The 17845-nt window shown below is 72.2% G+C and carries 18 protein-coding genes and 1 other RNA gene; 4 read left to right on the plus strand and 15 right to left on the minus strand.

Annotation, left to right across the window (positions count from 1 at the left end; genetic code table 11):
• From LQ222_RS12840 to rnpB, 4 genes are all read right to left on the minus strand, one after another.
• A partial coding sequence (locus LQ222_RS12840; protein ID WP_230166868.1) for a hypothetical protein occupies window positions 1–561 on the minus strand: 561 nt, incomplete at its 3' end.
• The gene (gene rsmH, locus LQ222_RS12845; protein WP_230166870.1) at window positions 558–1496 is read right to left on the minus strand and encodes a 16S rRNA (cytosine(1402)-N(4))-methyltransferase RsmH; all 939 of its coding nucleotides are present in this window, start codon (window positions 1494–1496) and stop codon (window positions 558–560) included. The genes LQ222_RS12840 and rsmH, both read right to left, overlap by 4 nt.
• The gene (locus LQ222_RS12850) at window positions 1493–1960 is read right to left on the minus strand and encodes a division/cell wall cluster transcriptional repressor MraZ (RefSeq protein WP_230166871.1); all 468 of its coding nucleotides are present in this window, start codon (window positions 1958–1960) and stop codon (window positions 1493–1495) included. Before LQ222_RS12850 ends, rsmH begins: the two co-directional genes overlap by 4 nt.
• A gap of 315 nt (window positions 1961–2275) precedes the next feature.
• An RNA gene (rnpB, locus tag LQ222_RS12855) (RNase P RNA component class A) lies at window positions 2276–2690 on the minus strand.
• Window positions 2691–2823: 133 nt separating this feature from the next.
• On the opposite strand from rnpB, the gene LQ222_RS12860 reads away from it, so the two are divergent.
• The gene (locus LQ222_RS12860) at window positions 2824–3216 is read left to right on the plus strand and encodes a hypothetical protein (RefSeq protein ID WP_230166873.1); all 393 of its coding nucleotides are present in this window, start codon (window positions 2824–2826) and stop codon (window positions 3214–3216) included.
• A 6-nt stretch (window positions 3217–3222) separates the two neighbouring features.
• On the opposite strand, the gene LQ222_RS12865 is transcribed toward LQ222_RS12860, so the two are convergent.
• On the minus strand, window positions 3223–4119 hold the full coding sequence (locus LQ222_RS12865) for a LysR substrate-binding domain-containing protein (RefSeq protein ID WP_230166875.1): 897 nt from the start codon (window positions 4117–4119) through the stop codon (window positions 3223–3225).
• Between the two features lie 117 nt (window positions 4120–4236).
• Here LQ222_RS12865 and LQ222_RS12870 point away from each other — a divergent pair, with 117 nt between their 5' ends.
• A complete protein-coding gene (locus tag LQ222_RS12870) occupies window positions 4237–4497 on the plus strand; it encodes a DUF1127 domain-containing protein (RefSeq protein WP_230166877.1) in 261 nt (86 codons plus the stop codon).
• 64 nt (window positions 4498–4561) lie between these two features.
• On the opposite strand, the gene LQ222_RS12875 is transcribed toward LQ222_RS12870, so the two are convergent.
• Together LQ222_RS12875 and LQ222_RS12880 are read right to left on the minus strand one after the other, a co-directional pair.
• Window positions 4562–5176, minus strand: coding sequence for an N-acetylmuramoyl-L-alanine amidase (locus tag LQ222_RS12875; protein ID WP_230167018.1), 615 nt, complete (start codon window positions 5174–5176; stop codon window positions 4562–4564).
• A 65-nt stretch (window positions 5177–5241) separates the two neighbouring features.
• Window positions 5242–6009, minus strand: a complete 768-nt coding sequence (locus LQ222_RS12880) for a TerB family tellurite resistance protein (protein ID WP_230166878.1) — start codon at window positions 6007–6009, stop codon at window positions 5242–5244.
• 123 nt (window positions 6010–6132) lie between these two features.
• Between LQ222_RS12880 and LQ222_RS12885 the strand changes: the two genes are divergently transcribed.
• Window positions 6133–9735 (plus strand): hydantoinase B/oxoprolinase family protein, encoded by a 3603-nt coding sequence (locus LQ222_RS12885; protein ID WP_230166880.1) that lies wholly within the window; start codon window positions 6133–6135, stop codon window positions 9733–9735.
• Window positions 9732–12581, plus strand: a complete 2850-nt coding sequence (locus tag LQ222_RS12890) for an AsmA-like C-terminal region-containing protein (protein WP_230166882.1) — start codon at window positions 9732–9734, stop codon at window positions 12579–12581. Before LQ222_RS12885 ends, LQ222_RS12890 begins: the two co-directional genes overlap by 4 nt.
• 196 nt (window positions 12582–12777) lie before the next feature.
• Here the strand turns inward: LQ222_RS12890 and LQ222_RS12895 are convergent, their stop codons facing one another.
• The 8 genes from LQ222_RS12895 to LQ222_RS12930 all read right to left on the minus strand — a co-directional run bounded on the left by LQ222_RS12895 (window position 12778) and on the right by LQ222_RS12930 (window position 17809).
• Complete coding sequence (locus LQ222_RS12895; RefSeq protein WP_230166885.1) at window positions 12778–12996, minus strand: ribbon-helix-helix domain-containing protein; 219 nt, start codon at window positions 12994–12996, stop codon at window positions 12778–12780.
• Window positions 12993–14405 (minus strand): lyase family protein, encoded by a 1413-nt coding sequence (locus LQ222_RS12900; protein WP_230166887.1) that lies wholly within the window; start codon window positions 14403–14405, stop codon window positions 12993–12995. Before LQ222_RS12900 ends, LQ222_RS12895 begins: the two co-directional genes overlap by 4 nt.
• 17 nt (window positions 14406–14422) lie before the next feature.
• Window positions 14423–14830 (minus strand): VOC family protein, encoded by a 408-nt coding sequence (locus LQ222_RS12905; RefSeq protein ID WP_230166888.1) that lies wholly within the window; start codon window positions 14828–14830, stop codon window positions 14423–14425.
• A 79-nt stretch (window positions 14831–14909) separates the two neighbouring features.
• Window positions 14910–15227 carry a hypothetical protein gene (locus LQ222_RS12910; RefSeq protein WP_230166890.1) on the minus strand — a complete coding sequence of 106 codons (318 nt, stop codon included), beginning with the start codon at window positions 15225–15227 and terminating at the stop codon, window positions 14910–14912.
• 62 nt (window positions 15228–15289) lie between these two features.
• Window positions 15290–15676, minus strand: coding sequence for a RidA family protein (locus LQ222_RS12915; protein WP_230166892.1), 387 nt, complete (start codon window positions 15674–15676; stop codon window positions 15290–15292).
• The gene (locus LQ222_RS12920) at window positions 15673–15927 is read right to left on the minus strand and encodes a DUF1272 domain-containing protein (protein ID WP_230166894.1); all 255 of its coding nucleotides are present in this window, start codon (window positions 15925–15927) and stop codon (window positions 15673–15675) included. The genes LQ222_RS12915 and LQ222_RS12920 overlap by 4 nt, the downstream gene beginning before the upstream one ends.
• Window positions 15927–16163, minus strand: coding sequence for a DUF2798 domain-containing protein (locus LQ222_RS12925; protein WP_230166896.1), 237 nt, complete (start codon window positions 16161–16163; stop codon window positions 15927–15929). The genes LQ222_RS12920 and LQ222_RS12925 overlap by 1 nt, the downstream gene beginning before the upstream one ends.
• The gene (locus tag LQ222_RS12930; RefSeq protein ID WP_305800017.1) at window positions 16160–17809 is read right to left on the minus strand and encodes a fumarate hydratase; all 1650 of its coding nucleotides are present in this window, start codon (window positions 17807–17809) and stop codon (window positions 16160–16162) included. Before LQ222_RS12930 ends, LQ222_RS12925 begins: the two co-directional genes overlap by 4 nt.
• Between the last annotated feature and the right edge of the window lie 36 nt (window positions 17810–17845).

The following is a 17845-nucleotide window of genomic DNA, read 5'->3' on the forward strand; positions in this document are numbered from 1 at the left end:
CGGCTGCACCGGCCGGGGCGCCTCGGCGGCCGCGGTGACGACCGGCGCGGCCGGCGCGGCAACCGGTGCCGCAGCAACAGGTGCCGCGGCCACCGGCGCCGCGGGCGCTGGCGCTGGTTGTGGCGTCGCGGCCGCTACGGCGACCGGGCTGGGCGATGCCGTCGGGGCCGCGACCGGTGTGCGCGGCGCTGCGGCGGCCAGCGCGATGGCCGTGGCGCTGCCATCGCCGGCAGGTTCCACCGGCGCGAACAGGGACGGCGTGCCGGCGAATTGCCGCGGCGGGGGCAGGCGGCGTTCCATCTCGGCCGGGCGCACGAATTGCGCGGGGGTCATGGCTTCCAGAGGCAGGTGCCGCTGCGCCACCTGGCGCAACCGGTCCGGTTCGTTCAGCAGGGCCCATTCGGCGCGCAGCACCTGGGTGCGTTCGCGTGCCTGCTCGGTCTGGCGGTTGATCCCGCGCAGCTCGCGGTCGAGCTGCGCGACCGAATGCTTCACCTGGTACAGGTACAGCCCCGCCCCGGCGGCGGTGACCATGCTGAGCAGCGTCAGGGGGCGGATCATGCGGCCTCCTCCAGCCGTTCCAGCGCGCGCAGGCGGGCGGATCGGGCACGGGGATTGTCGCGCGTCTCGGCCTCGGAAGGCCGCAGCGCGCGGGGTGTCAGCAGGCGGAAGCGGGGCGCGGTGCGCGCGGCGAGCGCGCCCGGATCGTGGCGGGAAGCACCGGTGCCGCGGCCCGCGGCCTCGGCCATGAAGCGTTTGGCGATGCGGTCTTCCAGCGAATGGAAGGCCACCACCACCAGCCGCCCGCCCGGTGCCAGCAGCGATGCGGCGGCGGCGAGTCCGCGCTCGACCTCGCCCAGCTCGTCGTTCACCGCCAGGCGCAGCGCCTGGAAGGACCGCGTCGCGCCATCGATGCCCGAAGGGTCACGCGGCACCTTCGATCGCACCAGCGCGGCGAGGTCGCCGGTGGTCGCGAAGGGCTGCTCCGCGCGCCGCGCCACGATGGCCTTGGCGATCCGCCGCGAGAAACGCTCCTCGCCGAGGCGATACAGGATGTTCGCGAGGTCTTCCTCGGGCAGCGTGTTCACCAGGTCGGCGGCCGAGGGCCCGGCCTTCTCCATCCGCATGTCGAGCGGCCCGTCGGCGCGGAAGGAGAAGCCGCGCTCCGCCTGGTCGAGCTGGAAGGACGACACGCCGAGGTCCATCACCACGCCGTCCAGCGCGCTCACGCCGCGCTCGGCGAGGAGGTCCAGCATGTCGCCGAAGCGGCCTTCGATCAGCTGCAGCCGGGGGGCGAAGCGCGCGACCAAGCCGGCGCCGCGGGCGATCGCGTCGGGGTCGCGGTCCATCGCGAACAGCGTGCAGCGCGGCGCGGAGTCGAGGATAGCCGCCGCATAGCCGCCACCGCCGAAGGTGCAATCCAGGTAGGCGGCATCGTCGCGCGGGGCGAAGCTGGCCAGCACCTCGGCCAGCATGACGGGCAGGTGGCCGGTCATGGCCGCGGGTCCCGGCGCGCCACGGGGGCCAGCGTCAGGCCCTTGTCGCGGGCGCTGACGACGGAGCCGCTGAGATAGGCTTCGCCGCGCTCGGCGTCCCAGATCTGGAAGCGGCGGCGCTGGCCGACGAACAGCAGCGCATCGGTCAGGCCGGCCATGGCGATGTGGCGTTCGGGCAGCGAGACGCGGCCCTCGGCATCCGGGCGGAGCTCCGCGGCATGGGCGAAGATGGCACCGCCGAGATCGTCGGAATCCGGGGAGAACAGCGCGAGCCCGTCATGCCCGTCGGCCGCGGCGTCGAACTCGCTGGCCGGCCAGCATTCGATGCAGGGCAGCTTGTAGGAAGGAAAGAAGACGAGGTCCTGGTCACCGGTCCGCGCGAGCGCGCCGCGGAAGTCGGCGGGCACGGAGATGCGCCCCTTCTTGTCCAACTTCCCCTTGTGCGTGCCCAGGAACCGGGTCATCGCCCCCCGCGTGCGGCCCGTCGGGGCCGCTCAAAGATTGCTGTTCCGGCCCGGGTCAGCGGCCGGCGAGGCCCCCCGACCCCGCCGGCTCGCCCGACCATCCCGCTCCGGATCCCGCTCGCCCCCCCGAGCTCGCTAGGACCCTCATGGGATGACATGGGATAACACGGGAAAACTTGGGACAGCAAGGGAGAAAGAATCTTGCGAGTGCGTGCTGTTGCACGAAAAACACTATGTTTCCCGCCGCTTGCGCGCCGAGGCTGCCCGATTTGTTGAGGAAACACGAAGGGTTTTTCGCGACGGCGTCGCGAAAGTGGCGCCAGACGGCCTGTAAGCCGGGTTCTGTCGCACCCGTTGCCGGGCACGGACGGCCATTCCTCTGGAACCCGCATCGCTGCGGGCTTCGCGCGGCCAACCCGGGCGGAAGGGCGGGACCGCCCCTGCGTCAACGCGTTGCCGCGCCTCGCCGTCCGCCCCTATTCGGCCTTGCTCCCGGTGGGGTTTGCCGTGCCGCCGCCGTTGCCGGAAGCGCGGTGGGCTCTTGCCCCACCGTTTCACCCTTGCCCGCAGGCCTTGCCCCGGGGGACAAAACGTGCGGGCGGTCTGTTCTCTGTGGCACTTTCCCTGGGGTCGCCCCCGCCGGCCATTAGCCGGCACCGTAGTCCCGTGGAGCCCGGACTTTCCTCCAGCCCGCGATCGCTCGCGGACCAGCGGCCGTCCGGCCGTCTGACGCCGCGCGTCCTGTGCGCGGCGCGGCGGCGCGCGTCAAGCCGCGAAGCGCTTCACGGCGCGCCGCGCCGGGGCCTCGCGGCGGCGCGCGCTTCGTGCTTCACCGCGTGCCGTTCGTTCCCTGGGGAAGCACCATGATCCGCGTTCTCACCACCGATGTCCCGCGCGTGCTGCTCGCGCTGCTGTTCCTGGTCGGCGCCGCCAATGGCTTCGCCTGGATGATCACCGGCCACGACCTGATCCATCCGCCGACCTCCGATGCCGGGTTGCGCTTCGAAGCCGCGCTGCGCGACAGCGGCTTCCTCTGGCCGCTGATGAAGACGATCGACCTGGTGGCCGGGCTGATGCTGCTGTTCAACCGCGCGCCGGCGCTCGCACTGCTGATGCTGCTGCCGATCATCACCGTGATCATCCTGTTCCACCTGGTGCTGAACCCGGGCGGGCTGCCGATCGCGGGCGTGCTGGCGGTGCTGACGGCGATGCTGGTCTTCGCGTATCGGGACCGCTACGCGCCGCTGCTGCGCTGAACGGCGTTACCCTGCCGCGCGCGCCCGCATCCAGTCCCACAGCACTTGCGCCGGGCGGCGCAGCGGGCCGGCGGGACGCGCCAGGTGATGCGCGCGCGGACCGGGTGCGGCGAAGGGATGCGCATAGACCAGCCGCCCCGAGGCGATTTCACGGTCCGCCAGGTCCCCGCGCGCCAGCGCCAGCCCCAGCCCGGCCGCCGCGGCCTCCAGCGTCAGGCCGAAATCGCTGAACACCGGCCCGTTGTCGGGCGGCGCGCCGCGCCAGCCAGCCGCCGCCAGCCACGCCGCCCAATGGTCGCGGTTGACGTCGAAGATCAGCGGGATGCGCTGCGCGATGGCCTTGATCGACGGCGTGCCGCGCAGCTTGAAGTCGGGTGATCGGACCGGGCGCAGCGTCTCGGGCAGCAGCAACTCGGCCTCCAGCCCCGGCCAGGGCGGCAGGCCGTGCCGCACCAGGAAATCCAGTCCGTGGCGTCGCGGGTCCTGCAGTTCGGTCGTCGCCACCACATCGACGCGGATCGCCGGATGCGCGGCGTTGAACTCCGGCAGGCGCGGCAGCAGCCAGCGCGCGGCGAAGGTCGGCACCACGCCGATGCGCACCTCGCCACCGGCATCCTGGGCGCGGCGGCGGCGGGTGGCGGCGCGGCGCGTGGCGTCCTCGATGCCGGCCAGCAGCGGCGCGACCTCGCCATGGTAGCGGCGTGCCAAAGCGGTCGGCTCCGCACCCTTTGGCCCACGCCGAAACAGGGGCGCGCCCAGCATCGCCTCCAGCGCGGCGACATGGCGGCTGATCGCGCCATGCGTCAGGCCCAGCGCCGCGCCCGCCTGGCCAAAGCTGCCGGCGCGCAAGGCGGCATCCAGCGCGCGGAGCTGTTCCATGCTGGGCAGGCGGGTCGGGCGCATGGACGTGAGTATTCCTCACACCCGCCGTGAGCGCGAGGCGCTTCCGCGACCCCAGCCATGCGGCGCACGCTGCCCGGCACGGTGCATCATGCAACCCCGCACCGCCAGGAGCCGACCATGTCCGTCGAACCCACCGCCAACCCCCTCCGGACCGCAGCGCGCCCGGCCCTGCGCGTCGCCACCGACGCGCCCGGCCCGCTGATGCGCCTGTGGGTGGCTGCGGTGGAGGCGGTGGAACGCCGCCGCGCGGCGAAACTGGTCGGCGAGATGGACGACCGCATGCTGCGCGACATCGGCATCCATCGCGGCAACGCGATGCAGGCGATCCGCGAAGGGCGGGAGGATCAGCGGCGCGTGATGCCGTGGTGGGACAGGTAGCACGAGAGGAGCGCCGCCCCTCTCGAACTCTCCCCGCCAAGGGCCGAAAGGCCCTTGGATCCCGTTACCGCAGCAGACCCTCGACGGCGGCCAGGCGCGCGCGCGTCGGCGCATCGGCAATGCCATCGGCTCGGCCGGGAACCCAGTGGCGCTGGAAGGCCGCAACCAGCACGGGCAAGGGCAGGTCGGTGCGGTAGCCGATGGCCGCCAGCAGCGCCGGCACCGCATCCTCGGGCGGTGGCGCGGGGTCGGCATCCGGCCACAGGCCCACACCGTTGCGCGCCAGGCCCTCCCAGTCGAACAACTCGCCGGGGTCCTGCTTGCGGTCGGGGGCGATGTCGCTGTGCGCCACCACGTTGCGCGCCGGGATGGGATGGCGCGCCAGGATGTCCAGGCACAGGTCGCACACCGCCGCCATCTGCAAGGCGGGAAAGGCACGATAGCCCCAGTCATGGCCGGGATTGACGATCTCGATGCCGATGGACCGCCCGTTCAGCGCCGTGTGGCCGCGCCAATGGGAGACACCGGCATGGGCGGCACGGCGATGGTCCGGCACCAGGCGGAAGATCGCGCCGTCCTCCTCGACCACATAATGCGACGACACCTTGGCGGCCGGGTCGCGCAGGCGGGCAATGGCCTCGGCGCCGCTTCGCATGCCGGTGTAGTGCAGCACCAGCATGTCGATCGGCACCCCGTCCGGGCGGTCGTCCTGGTTGGGGCTGGGCGCCTCGATCACCGCCGGCGTCAGAGGCCCCGCTCCCGCTTGATCCGGTCCCAGGCGGCGTTGATCTCGGCCACCTTGCCGGTCGCGCGCTTGACGAACTCCTCCGGCACCCCGCGCGAGGCCAGGCTGTCCGGGTGGTTCTCCCGCATCAACTGCTTCCACGCCGCGCGCACCTGCTCGTCGCTGGCCTCTCGCGTCAGGCCCAGCACCGGGTAGGGGTCCTCCATCTGCTGCGCGCTGATCCCGCGCGGCGTCCCGCCCTTGGCGCGCTGCCAGGCGCCCGCATCCAGGCCGAAGCGCGCATGGATGCCGCGCAGCATGTCGCCTTCGTATTTCGTGACCGGCCCGTCGGCGCGGGCAATCCGCACCAGCGCAGCCAGCACGTCCTCGAGCATCGCCTTGTTGTCGGCGAAGGCGGCGCCGAGCTTCTCGGCGAAGGGCTCCCACCCCTCGGCCGATTCGCGTGCCTGGTCGAACAGCCGGCCGACATCGCGCAGCGATTCCTCCGGCACGCGGAACATTGTGCGGAAGGCCTCGATCTCGGCCCGCTTCACCGGCCCATCGACCTTCGCAAGCTTGGCCGACAGCACGACGATGGTGAAGGAGAACAGGTTCTCCTTGCCGCCCAGCATATGGACCATGTCGGCGGCATGCGGCGGGATGCGCCCCGAACCCGGCATGCCGGTCTGGTCGGCGGCATGGCCGACCGCCGCGCCCACCATGGCGCCGAAGGGGCCACCCATGGCGAAGCCCGCCATGCTGCCCAGGATCTTGCCCCAGAAGCTCATGTCCCGCCCCTGCTAGCACGGTACGGCGCGCGCGTCAGGCGCGCCTTGCCCCGGCTGGGGCAGGGACTTATTGCGGAGCACGGCCGGCGCGGGTGTGCGTGGCCGGGGCAATGGGGTGCGCGCATGGCCGGCTGGCAGTTCTGGATCGATCGCGGCGGCACCTTCACCGACATCGTCGCGCGCGACCCCGAGGGCCGGCTGTCCACCCGCAAGCTGCTGTCCGAGAACCCGGAACGCTACCGCGACGCCGCGGTGGCAGGCATCCGCGAAACCCTGGGCATTGCGCCCGGCGCCCCGGTGCCCGCCGGCGTGATCGAGGCGGTGAAGATGGGCACCACCGTCGCCACCAATGCGCTGCTGGAGCGCAAGGGCGAACGCGTCCTGCTGCTGGTCAATCGCGGCTTCGCCGACATGCTGCGGATCGGCAACCAGGCGCGCCCGCGGCTGTTCGACCTCGATGTCCGCCTGCCCGAATTGCTGCATGAACGGGTCGCCGAGATCGGCGGCCGCGTCGCGGTGGACGGCGCGCAGATCGAACCGCTCGACGAGGCCGCCGCCCGCGCCGCGCTGAAGGCCGGCTTCGCCGATGGCATCCGCGCCGTGGCCATCGTGCTGATGCATGCCTGGGCGCATCCCGCCCACGAGCTGCGCCTGGGCGAGATCGCGCGCGAGGAAGGCTTTCCCCAGGTCTCGCTGAGCCACCAGGCCAGCCCGCTGCCGCGCATCGTCCCGCGCGGCGATACCACGGTGGTCGATGCCTACCTGTCCCCCGTGCTGCGGCGCTATGTCGACCAGGTGGCGTCGGAACTGCCCGGCGTGCGGCTGTATTTCATGCAGTCCAATGGCGGGCTGACCGAGGCCGGCCGCTTCCAGGGCAAGGATGCCATCCTGTCCGGCCCCGCCGGCGGCATCGTCGGCGCGGCGCGCACCGCGGCGATGGGCGGCTTCGATCGCATCATCGGCTTCGACATGGGCGGCACCTCCACGGATGTCGCGCTCTATGCCGGCGAATTCGAACGCGCCTTCGAGACCGAGGTGGCGGGCGTGCGGATGCGCGCGCCGATGATGGCGATCAACACGGTGGCGGCCGGCGGCGGGTCGATCCTGCATTTCGACGGCGCGCGGATGCGCGTCGGGCCGGATTCCGCCGGCGCGGTGCCGGGGCCGGCCTGCTACCGCCGCGGCGGGCCGCTGGCCGTGACCGACGCCAATGTCATGGTCGGCAAGATCCAGCCGCGGCATTTCCCGGCGATCTTCGGCCGCGGTGGCGACCAGGTGCTGGATGCGGCCATTGTGCGGGAGAAGTTCACCACGCTCGCTGCCGAGATCTCCGCCGCCACCGGCACGTCGCGCGACCCGCGTGACGTGGCCGAGGGATTCCTGCGCATCGCCGTCGCCAACATGGCGAACGCCATCAAGCAGGTCTCCATCCAGAAGGGCCACGATGCCACGCGCTTCGCCCTGCAATGCTTCGGCGGCGCGGGCGGGCAGCATGCCTGCCTGGTGGCCGATGCGCTGGGCATGGAGACGGTGTTCATCCACCCCTTCGCCGGCGTGCTCTCGGCCTATGGCATGGGCCTGGCGGACCAGGCGGCGATCCGCGAGGGCGCGGTGGAGGCGCCGCTCTCCCTCGATGCGATGGATGGCCTTGCCGCGCGGCTCGATGCGCTGGCCGAACAGGGTCGCGCGGAGCTGGCCCGGCAGGGCGCCGACCCCGCGCGCCTCGTCGTCGCCCGCCGCCTGCACTTGCGCTACGCCGGCACGGATGCCTTCCTGCCCGTGCCCTTCGCCGACCACGCCAGGGTGCTGGAGACCTTCACCGAAGCGCATCGCCGCCGCTTCGGCTTCGCCACACCCGAGCGCCAGGTGGTGGTGGAAGCCTGCATCGCCGAGGTGACGATGCCCGGCGAGCGGGTCGCCGAACCGGCGCTGCCCGACCGCGGCGACGGTCATCCCGCCCCGATCGACACCGTCGAGATGTGGAGCGAGGGCGCCGCCCATGCCGCCCCGCTGTTCGATCGCGACGATTTGCTCCCTGGCGACCTGATCGCCGGCCCGGCGCTGATCCGCGAAGCCATCGCCACCACGGTGATCGAACCCGGTTGGACGGCGGAGATCACCGCGCTGGACCACCTGGTGCTGCGGCGGACCCAACCGCGCGCGGCGGCCCTGGCCGCGACCTCCGACCGGCCCGACCCGGTCATGCTGGAGCTGTTCAACAACCTGTTCATGAACGTGGCCGAGCAGGCCGGCGCGGTGCTGCAGAACACGTCGCTGAGCGTGAACATCAAGGAACGGCTGGACTTCTCCTGCGCCATCTTCGATGCCACCGGCGCGCTGGTGGCGAATGCGCCGCATGTGCCGGTGCACCTGGGTGCCATGGGCGAGAGCGTGCGCACCGTCATCCGCTCCCGCGGCACGACGCTCAAGCCGGGCGACGTGGTGGCGCTGAACAATCCGTCCAATGGCGGCACGCATCTGCCCGATGTCACGGTCATCACGCCGGTCTTCGACGATGCCGGGCGCGAGATCCTGTTCTTCGCCGGATCGCGCGGCCACCACGCCGATATCGGCGGCCTGACGCCCGGTTCGACGCCACCCGGATCCAAGACGCTGGAGGAGGAAGGCGTCGTCATCGACGACTTCCTGCTGGTCGATGGCGGCTGCTTCCGCGAGGCCGAGTTCCGCGCCCTGCTGGCCGGTGCGACCTACCCCGCCCGCAGCCCCGACGTGAACGTGGCCGACATCAAGGCGCAGGTGGCCTCGAACGAGAAGGCCGTGCAGGAATTGCAGCGCGCCGTCGCGGAATTCGGCCTGCCCACCGTGCGCGCCTACATGAAGCACGTCATGGACAATGCCGAGGAAAGCGTCCGCCGCGTCCTGGCACGCCTGCCCGACGGCGCATTCGCCACTTCCATCGACGACGGCGCGCCGCTGAAGGTCGCCATCCGCGTGGACCGCGCCAACCGCCGCGCCGTGATCGACTTCACCGGCACCGGGGCGCAGCGGCCCGACAATTTCAACGCACCCTCCGCCGTCTGCCGCGCCGTGGTGCTGTATTGCTTCCGCTGCCTGGTGGGCGAGGACATCCCGCTGAACGACGGTTGCCTGAAGCCGCTGGAGATCATCATCCCCGACGGCACCTTCCTGTCGCCGCGCCCTGGCGCTGCGGTGGTGGCGGGCAATACGGAAGTCAGCCAGATGACCTGCAACGCCGTGCTGGCGGCGCTGGGCGCCTGCGCCTCGGCCCAGGCGACGATGAACAACGTGCTGTTCGGCGACGCCACCTACCAATACTACGAGACCGTCTGCGGCGGCGTCGGCGCCGGCCCCGGCTTCGACGGCTGGGGCCCGGTGCAGACCCACATGACCAACACGCGCATGACCGACCCCGAGATCCTGGAACTGCGCTACCCCGTGCGGCTCGAGGAATTCGCCATCCGCCACGGCTCCGGCGGTGCCGGGCAGTGGCGCGGCGGGGATGGTTCGCGCCGGCGCCTGCGCTTCCTGCGGCCGATGGAGGCGGTGATCGTCGCTTCCCGCCGCACCGTCGCCCCGCATGGCTTGCAGGGCGGCGCCGATGGCGCGGCCGGCCGGCAATGGGTGGAACGCGCCGATGGCAGCGTGCAGGTGCTGCGCGGCAGCGACCGCGCCGCCCTCGCGCCCGGCGACGTCTTCGGGCTGGAGACGCCCGGCGGCGGCGGCTGGGGCACGCCCACGGCGTGACGCGCCGCACCGCCCTCGCGCTGGCCTTGCTGCCGCTGGCGCTGCTGGCGACCGCGTGGTTCGGCCCACGTTTCCTGGATGGCGAGGCGCAGCGCGAGCGCGTCGCCGCCATCGCCACCGCGCGGCTGGGCCGGCCGGTCACGCTGAACGGCACGGTGCGCCTGACCCTGCTGCCGCAGCCGATGGTCGAGGCCGCGGCCATCCGCATCGACGACCCGGAGGCCGACGCGATCGGGGTCTCGGCGCGGGCGCTGCGCCTCCGGCTGGGGCTGCTTCCGCTGCTGCTGGGGCGGCTGGAACCCCGCGACCTGGTGCTGGTCGGCGCCGATATCCGCCTGCCCTGGCCGCCACCCAGCATCGGCGCGCTGCGCCCGCCGCCCTGGCTGGTCGATTTCGACGCCCGCATCGAGGAAAGCCGCGTCGCCATCGGCGGCGCCGTGCTGGAAGGCGTCGCGGCACGCCTGGCGGCGCCCGGGCCGCTCGACGCCGTGCGCACCGAGGGCAGCTTCACCTGGCAGGGCGCGCCGGTGCGCTTCGAGGCGGTGTTGGGCCGGCCCGGCTTCGATGGCGCGGCGACGCTTGATGTCGGGCTCTCGCTCCAGGGCGCCGGCGCCAATGCCCGCGGGATCGTGGTGGCCGAAGGCGGCTTCGAGGGGCGTGTCGAGGCCGCGGGGCCGGACCTCGCGGCGCTGTTCGCCTCCGCCCCCGGTCCGTTTCGCGCGACGGGGCGGCTGGTGGTGACGGGCGAACTCGCGGCCGCGGATGATTTGGCGCTCGACCTCGGCGGCGTGACCGGGCGCGCGGCGGCGACCTTCCGCTTCGCCCCGGCGCCGCGCATCGACATCGCGCTGGCGCTGGCGCGGCTGGACCTCGATGCCTGGGTCGCGGCGTTGCGCGGTGCCGCGGCGCCGCCACTGCCCGTCGGCCTCGATATCGCGGCCGAGGCGGCGTCCTACGCCGGGCAGACGCTGCGGCGGTTGCGCGGCGGCATCTTCCGCGAAGCCGACCGGCTCACGCTGACCGACCTTGCCGTTCTGCTGCCGGGCGATGCGCAGGTCGAGGGCGCGGGCGCCACCCATGGCCAGCGGCTGGAACTCGGCCTGCGCTTCTCGGGCCCCAGCCTGCGCGCCACCGCGGGCGCCTTCGGCCTGCCGGTCGATCGCTTCGATCCCGCGGCGCTGCGCGCCTTTGAGGGCCATGCGCGGATCGAGCTGGACGGCACGCAGGTCGGCGTGCCGGAACTTGCCGCCACGATCGACCGATCACGCGTCAGCGGCGCCGGCGTGCTGCGGTTCGGCGCGCGCCCGGCGCTCGGACTCGGCCTCACCTTCGACCGGCTGGATCTCGATCGGCTGCTGCCGCCCGCCGGCGGATGGGCGGAGGCGCTGCGCACGCCGCCCGGCTTCGACGCCAACCTGCGGATCGCCGCGGATACGCTGGCCTGGCGCGGCATCGCGGCCGAACGCGGCGCGCTCGATGCCGTGATGGAGGGCGGGCGGATCGGGGTGCGGCGGCTGTCGGCCCGCATCGGCGCCGCCGATGTGACGCTGGCCGGCAGCCTGATGCTCGGCGCGACACCGCGCTTCGCGGAGCTGGGGCTGGAAGTCGCGGCGGCATCCGCGACCGGCCTTGCCGAGCTGCTGGCACCGCGCCTGGCCCTGCCGCCGGCGCTGGCCGGCCAGGCGCTGCACCTGCGGGTGAATGGCGGCGGGCCAGGCGAGGCGCTGGCGCTGGCGATCGAAGGCGAGCTCGGCGAATTGCGCGCCGAGGGCCAGGCCACCCTCAACCTCGGCCAGGCGCGGGCTGGCGGCACGCTCACGCTGCGCCATCCCGGCGCGCCGCGGCTGCTGATGCTGTTGGGTGCGCGCGACCCGCCGACCTGGCTCGGCGAAGGGTCCTTCGCGCTGATCACCACGCTGTCCGGCAATGCGGCCGGGATCGCCGCGGAGAGCCTCGACCTGGTGGCCGGCGGGTTGCGCCTGCGCGGGCCTTTGGCGCTGGCGCTGGAGGGCGCGCGGCCCCGCCTGACCGGGCGGCTTGCCGCGGAACGCCTGCCGCTGCCGGGTGTCGCGCTGCGCGCCACCGACCCGATCGACCTCGGCGCGCTCATGGTTGTCGACGCCGAGCTGGCGCTGGAGGCGAGCGAGCTGCTGCTGCCGGCGCTGCCGCCGCTGCGCGAGGCCAGCGCCCGGCTGTTGTTGGCGGAGGGGCGCCTGGCGCTCGAGGACCTGCGCGCGGCGATCGGCGGCGGGGTGCTCGATGGGCGGCTCGCGCTGGAGTCCACCGCGCAGCCACCGGTGGTCTCGGGGGCGCTGGGGCTGGCCGGCGCGACCCTGACCGGGCCGCTTTTCGGCACGCCATTCGACATCGCCTCGGGCCAGATCGAGGCGCAGGGCCGGTTTTCCGCCAGCGGCCACGCGCCGGCCGCGCTTCTGGCGACGCTCTCGGGCGAAGGACGCGTCGCGGTGGCGAATGGCGTGCTGTCGGGTGTGGCGCTGGGCAGCGCGGCCGGTGCGGCCGCGAACGAGGATTTCGCCGGTGCCGAGGCCGGGGTGCGCGAGGCGCTGGCCGGCGGCGCCACCGCGCTCGACCGGCTGGAGGGCGGCTGGCGCGCGGCCGGCGGCGTGGTCACGCTGGATGGCGTGCGGATCGTGGCGGAGGGTGGCGCGACCGGGTCGGTCGAAGGCGGCATCGATGTGGCGCGTGGCGGGATCGACCTGCGGTTCCTGGTGCAGCCGGGCCCGGCGGACGCGCCGCCGATCGCGCTGCGGGTGACCGGGCCGGCGCAGACTCCGCGGCGGCAGCCCGAGATCGCGGCCTGGTCGCGCTGGCGGGCGGAGCGGTAGGGCGGATACCGGTCCGATGGGCGGGGCTGGTCGTGTGACGATCCTCGTGAAGGCAAGGGTACGCAACCGTGCCAAGGCGAGCGGATGCGTCTTGCGCAACCCGGGCGACCGCCCGTGTCGAGCCCGGTGAAGCTGCGCCGGGGAAGGATGGGCTGGAGGCGTGCCCGCGGGACCCGGCGGGCGACGCCTGATCGGGTCAGCCCGGCCGTCGGGCCTGCAGCGCGAACACACGCAACGTGCTCGCCAGCGGCGCCTCCGGCGGGCGTGCGGCATCCAGTTCCGCCACCAGCGCCGCAAGGCTGATGCCACGCTGCGCGGCTTCGTGGTCGAGCACCGCCCAGAAGGCCGGTTCCAGCGCGACCGATGTACGATGTCCGGCCAGGCTGAAGGACCGCTTGGCCAAGTGCGGCTTCACCCGCCGCTGTCCATGGTGCCGTCCGGGCGCAGCATGTCGGCGGGGCGGACCCAGCGGTCGAAATCCTCGGGTGCCACATGGCCGAGCCGCGCGGCGGCGTCGCGCAGCGTGAGGTCCTCCGCCAGCGCCAGCTTGGCGATCTGCACGGCCTTGTCGTAGCCGATGCGCGGGTTGAGCGCGGTGACCAGCATCAGCGATTTCGCCACCTGGTCGGCGATCCGCGCCAGGTTGGGCTCCAGCTTCGCGACCATGTGGGTGGCGAAGGACCGCGCGGCGTCGCCGAGCAGGTTCGTGCTCTCGAGCACCGCCTGGATGATCACGGGCTTGAAGACATTGAGCTCCAGGTGACCCTGCGCGCCGGCGAAAGTCACCGTGGTCTGGTTGCCCATGACGCGGGCGCAGACCATGGTCAGGGCCTCGGACTGCGTCGGATTGGTCTTGCCGGGCATGATGCTGGAGGACAGGCCGTCGGCGGGGATGACCAGTTCGCCGAAGCCGCCGCGCGGGCCGGAGCCGAGCAGGCGGATGTCGTTCGCGATCTTGCTGAGCGAGACAGCCAGGGTGTTCAACGCGCCATGCAGTTCCACGAAGGCGTCGTGCGCGGCCATGCCCTCGGACTTGTCGGGGTTCGGCGCATAGGCCTCGCCGGTGCGCGCGGCGAGCACGGCACAGAACACATCGTCGAAATCGGGATGGCGGTTGAGCCCGGTGCCGGCCGCGGTGCCGCCCTGGGGCAGCAGCAGCAGGCGCGGGATGGCATCCGCCACGCGGGCGATGCCGTTCTGCACCTGGCGCGCCCAGGTGGCGAATTCGCCACCCAGCGTGACCGGCACGGCGTCCATCAGGTGCGTGCGGCCAAGCTTGACGATGTCGGCATAGGCCGCCGCCTTCGCCATCAGCGCGGCGTGCAGGCCGGCCAGGCCCGGCAGCAGCCGCGCGCGCAGCGCCGCGATGGCGGCGATATGCATCACCGTCGGGAAGCTGTCGTTCGATGACTGGCCGCGGTTGACGTGGTCGTTCGGGTGAACGGGGCTGCGCGATCCGAGCGGCTGGCCGAGCGCGCCATTCGCGAGGTTCGCGATCACCTCGTTCGCGTTCATGTTGGTCTGGGTGCCGGACCCGGTCTGCCAGACCGGCAGCGGAAAATCTGCGTCGCGCAGGCCGCCGGCCACCTCCTCGGCGGCCGCCATGATGGGGCGGGCGATGCTGTCGGGCAGCTCGCCAAGCCGCCGGTTGGCCTCGGCCGCGGCCCATTTCTGCAGCCCGGTCGCGTGGATCACGCCGCGGTCGAGCGGCGTATCGCCGATGGCAAACAGCGCGCGGGCACGCTCGGTCTGCGGGCCCCAGTGGCGATCCGCCGGGATGGCGATGGTGCCGAGGCTGTCGGTTTCCGTGCGCGTGGCGGTCATGACGCGGATATGGGGCGTCAGGGCGCCTCGCCGTAGGTGGCGATCTCGATCAGGTTGCCATCGGGGTCGCGACAATAGACCGAGGTGATGGGGCCGAGCGCGCCGTCCTTGGCGACCGGGCCCTGTGCGATGGCCACGCCGCAGCGATGCAGATGCGCCGCGATCTGCTCGGCATCGACGGTGACGATGAAGCACAGGTCGGCGGTGCCAGGGATGCCGCCGCCGGCGCCGGTCCACCATTCCTGCTGCGTGGCCTCGACCGGGCGCAGGTTCATCTTCTGCCCGCCGAATTTCAGCGTGGTGCGGTTGTGCGGGCCGAATTCCTCGACCTCCATGCCCAGCACCCGCTGGTACCAGGACGCCGAGATGGTGACGTCCCGGCAGGTGACGACCAGGTGGTCGAGGCGATCGACGGCAAAGCGCATGGTGGCTCCGGGCTGGAGGGGCTTGGCGCGCCCTGTAGCGCCCGCGGCGCGGCGTGTCACCCGCGCCGCCGCGCCGGCATCAGTTCCAGCGGCCCGGGCTGTAGCGCCAGCGGTCGCCATCCTGGTCCCAGCGCGGCTGGGCGTATGAGCGGCCGCGGCGCTCGCGCTGCCAATGGCCTTCCTGCCAGGTGTAGCGGTTGCCGTTCCAGCGGTAGTGGCTGTCGACCCAGACGCGGCCGCGGCGCGGCGGCGGCGGGCGGCGGGCATAGGCCGGGGGTGGTGGCGGCCCGATCTGCAAGGTGATGCCCTGCGCGGCGGCGGGCGTGGCGGTTGCGACGCCGGCCGCGGTGGCGGTGACGGCCGCAAGCGCGGCGAACAGGCTGCGGCGGGTGGTCAAGCGGGATCCTCCTTCGCGGTGCTTCCGCAAAGGGTAACGCTGGCGTGCGCGGCGGGTTGCGGTCAGCCGCGGCGGCGCGCGGTGACCTCGATCTCGATCTTCATCGCGTCGGTCTGCAGGCCGGCATGGATGAGGGTGGAGGCCGGGCGTGCCTGGCCCAGATACTGCTTCACCACAGGCCAGCAGGGTTCCCAGTCGGCACGGTCGGGCACGATGAACAGCACGCGCACCACGTCGTCCAGCGTCGCGCCGGCCTGCGCCAACGCGGCGGCAATGTTGCGGAAGGTCTGGTCGCATTGCGCGACGACGCCGGGCTGGATCGTCATGGTGGCGTAGTCGTAGCCGGTGGTGCCGGAGACCCAGATGTCGTCGCCGATGACGACGGCGCGGGAATAGCCGATCTCCTCCTCGAAGCGGGAGCCGGAGGAGATCAGGCGGCGTTCGGTCATGGCGTGGGTCCTATGCAGCGTTCGGGCCGGTGCACGCGCTCCGTGCTGGCCGGGAATTTCTGCAGCTTCGCCGCCGGGCGGATCGGCCGCGGCACCAGGTTGCCGCCGCAATTGGGGCAGAGCCCGCCGGGCAGGCGCGTGGCCGCGCAGTCGGTGCACCAGGTGCATTCGAAGGAGCAGATCAGCGCCTCGCGGCTGTCGGGCGGCAGGTCCCGCCCGCAGCATTCGCAGTTGGGCCGCAGCGCCAGCATCACGGCACCGCCACGATGCGCGCGACCATCCGCCGCACGATCGGCAGCACCACCAGCACGGTCGGGAAGGCGATGACCCAGGAGCTGACCCACGCGATCGGCCAGGCGCCGAGCGCCATCCACGAGAACCCCAGCGCCATGAAGGTCGATACGCCCGAGATGATGATCGTCATGATCCCGGACAGGATGAACCCCGTGACCGGCAGCGCGTAGCGGGCGGGCAGCCGGCCGCTCATTCCAGGCCTTCGTAGAAGTCGTTGCCCTTGTCATCGACCACGATGAAGGCGGGGAAATCCTCGACCTCGATGCGCCAGACGGCCTCCATGCCGAGCTCGGGGTATTCCAGGACTTCCACCTTGCGGATGCAGTCCTGCGCGAGCCGCGCGGCGGGGCCGCCGACCGACCCCAGGTAGAAGCCGCCGAACTTCTTGCAGGCGTTCAGCACGGCCTTGGACCGGTTGCCCTTGGCCAGCATCACGAAGGACCCGCCGGCGGCCTGGAAGGCCTCGACATAGCTGTCCATGCGCCCGGCCGTGGTCGGGCCGAAGGACCCCGTGGCGTAGCCCGCCGGCGTCTTGGCCGGGCCGGCGTAATAGACCGGGTGATCCTTGATGTATTGCGGCAGGCCCTGGCCGGCATCGAGCCGTTCCTGCAGCTTCGCATGCGCGATGTCGCGCGCGACCACCATGGTGCCGGTCAGCGAGACGCGCGTCTTGACCGGGTGCTTCGACAGCTCCGCGCGGATCTCGGCCATCGGGCGGTTGAGGTCGATCTTCACGACCTCGCCACCCAGGATGTCCTCGGTGTGCTCGGGCAGATACTGCGCCGGATCGCGTTCCAGTTCTTCCAGGAACACGCCCTCGGCGGTGATCTTCGCCTTGATCTGGCGGTCCGCGGAGCACGAGACACCGATGCCGATGGGCAGCGAGGCGCCGTGGCGTGCGAGGCGGATCACGCGCACATCATGGCAGAAATACTTGCCGCCGAACTGCGCGCCGATGCCGAGGTTCTGCGTCAGCTTGTGGATCTCGGCCTCCAGCTCCGGGTCGCGGATGGCGTGGCCGGACTTGTCCCCGGTCGTGGGCAGCGCATCGAGCCAGCGCGTCGAACCGAGCTTCACCGTCTTGAGGTTCATCTCGGCGGATGTGCCGCCGATCACGATCGACAGGTGATAGGGCGGGCAGGCGGAGGTGCCGAGCGTCTTGATCTTTTCTTCCAGGAACGCGAGCAGCTTCGGCTTGTTCAGCACGGCGCGCGTCTGCTGGTACAGGAAGGTCTTGTTGGCCGACCCGCCGCCCTTGAGGATGAACATCAGGTGCATCTCGTCGGCGTGGTGCTCGCCGGGCTGCGCCATGATCGAGAATTCGACCGGCATGTTGTTGCCGGAGTTCACCTCGTCGAACATGCCGATCGGCGCCATCATGGAATAGCGCAGGTTGGTCTCGGTGTAGGTGCGCGCCACACCCCAGGCCAGCGCCTCCTCCTCGTCGCCCTCGACCCAGACGCGCTGGCCCTTCTTGCCGAAGACGATGGCGTTGCCGGTGTCCTGGCACATGGGCAGCACGCCGCCGGCCGCGATGTTCGCGTTCTTCAGCAGGTCGAGCGCGACGAAGCGGTCATTGGCCGAGGCCTCGGGGTCCTTCAGGATTTTCGCGAGCTGCGCGAGGTGCCCCGGGCGCAGCAGGTGCGAGACGTCGCGGCAGGCGGCGCGGGCCAGCTCGCTCAGCGTCCCGGGCTTCACCTTGAGCACGCGCCTGCCGTCCACCTCGATGGTGGTAACACCGCCGATGTCCAGCTTGCGGTATGGCGTGGTGTCCGCGCCGAGCGGGAACATGGTGCTGAAGGCGAAGCCCTCGGGGCGGGCGGGCAGGTCGAGCGGCATGGCGGCATTCCGATGCGGTATCGCCGGACCAATAGC

The sequence above is a fragment of the Roseomonas sp. CECT 9278 genome (assembly GCF_918698155.1).
Taxonomy (GTDB): domain Bacteria; phylum Pseudomonadota; class Alphaproteobacteria; order Acetobacterales; family Acetobacteraceae; genus Neoroseomonas.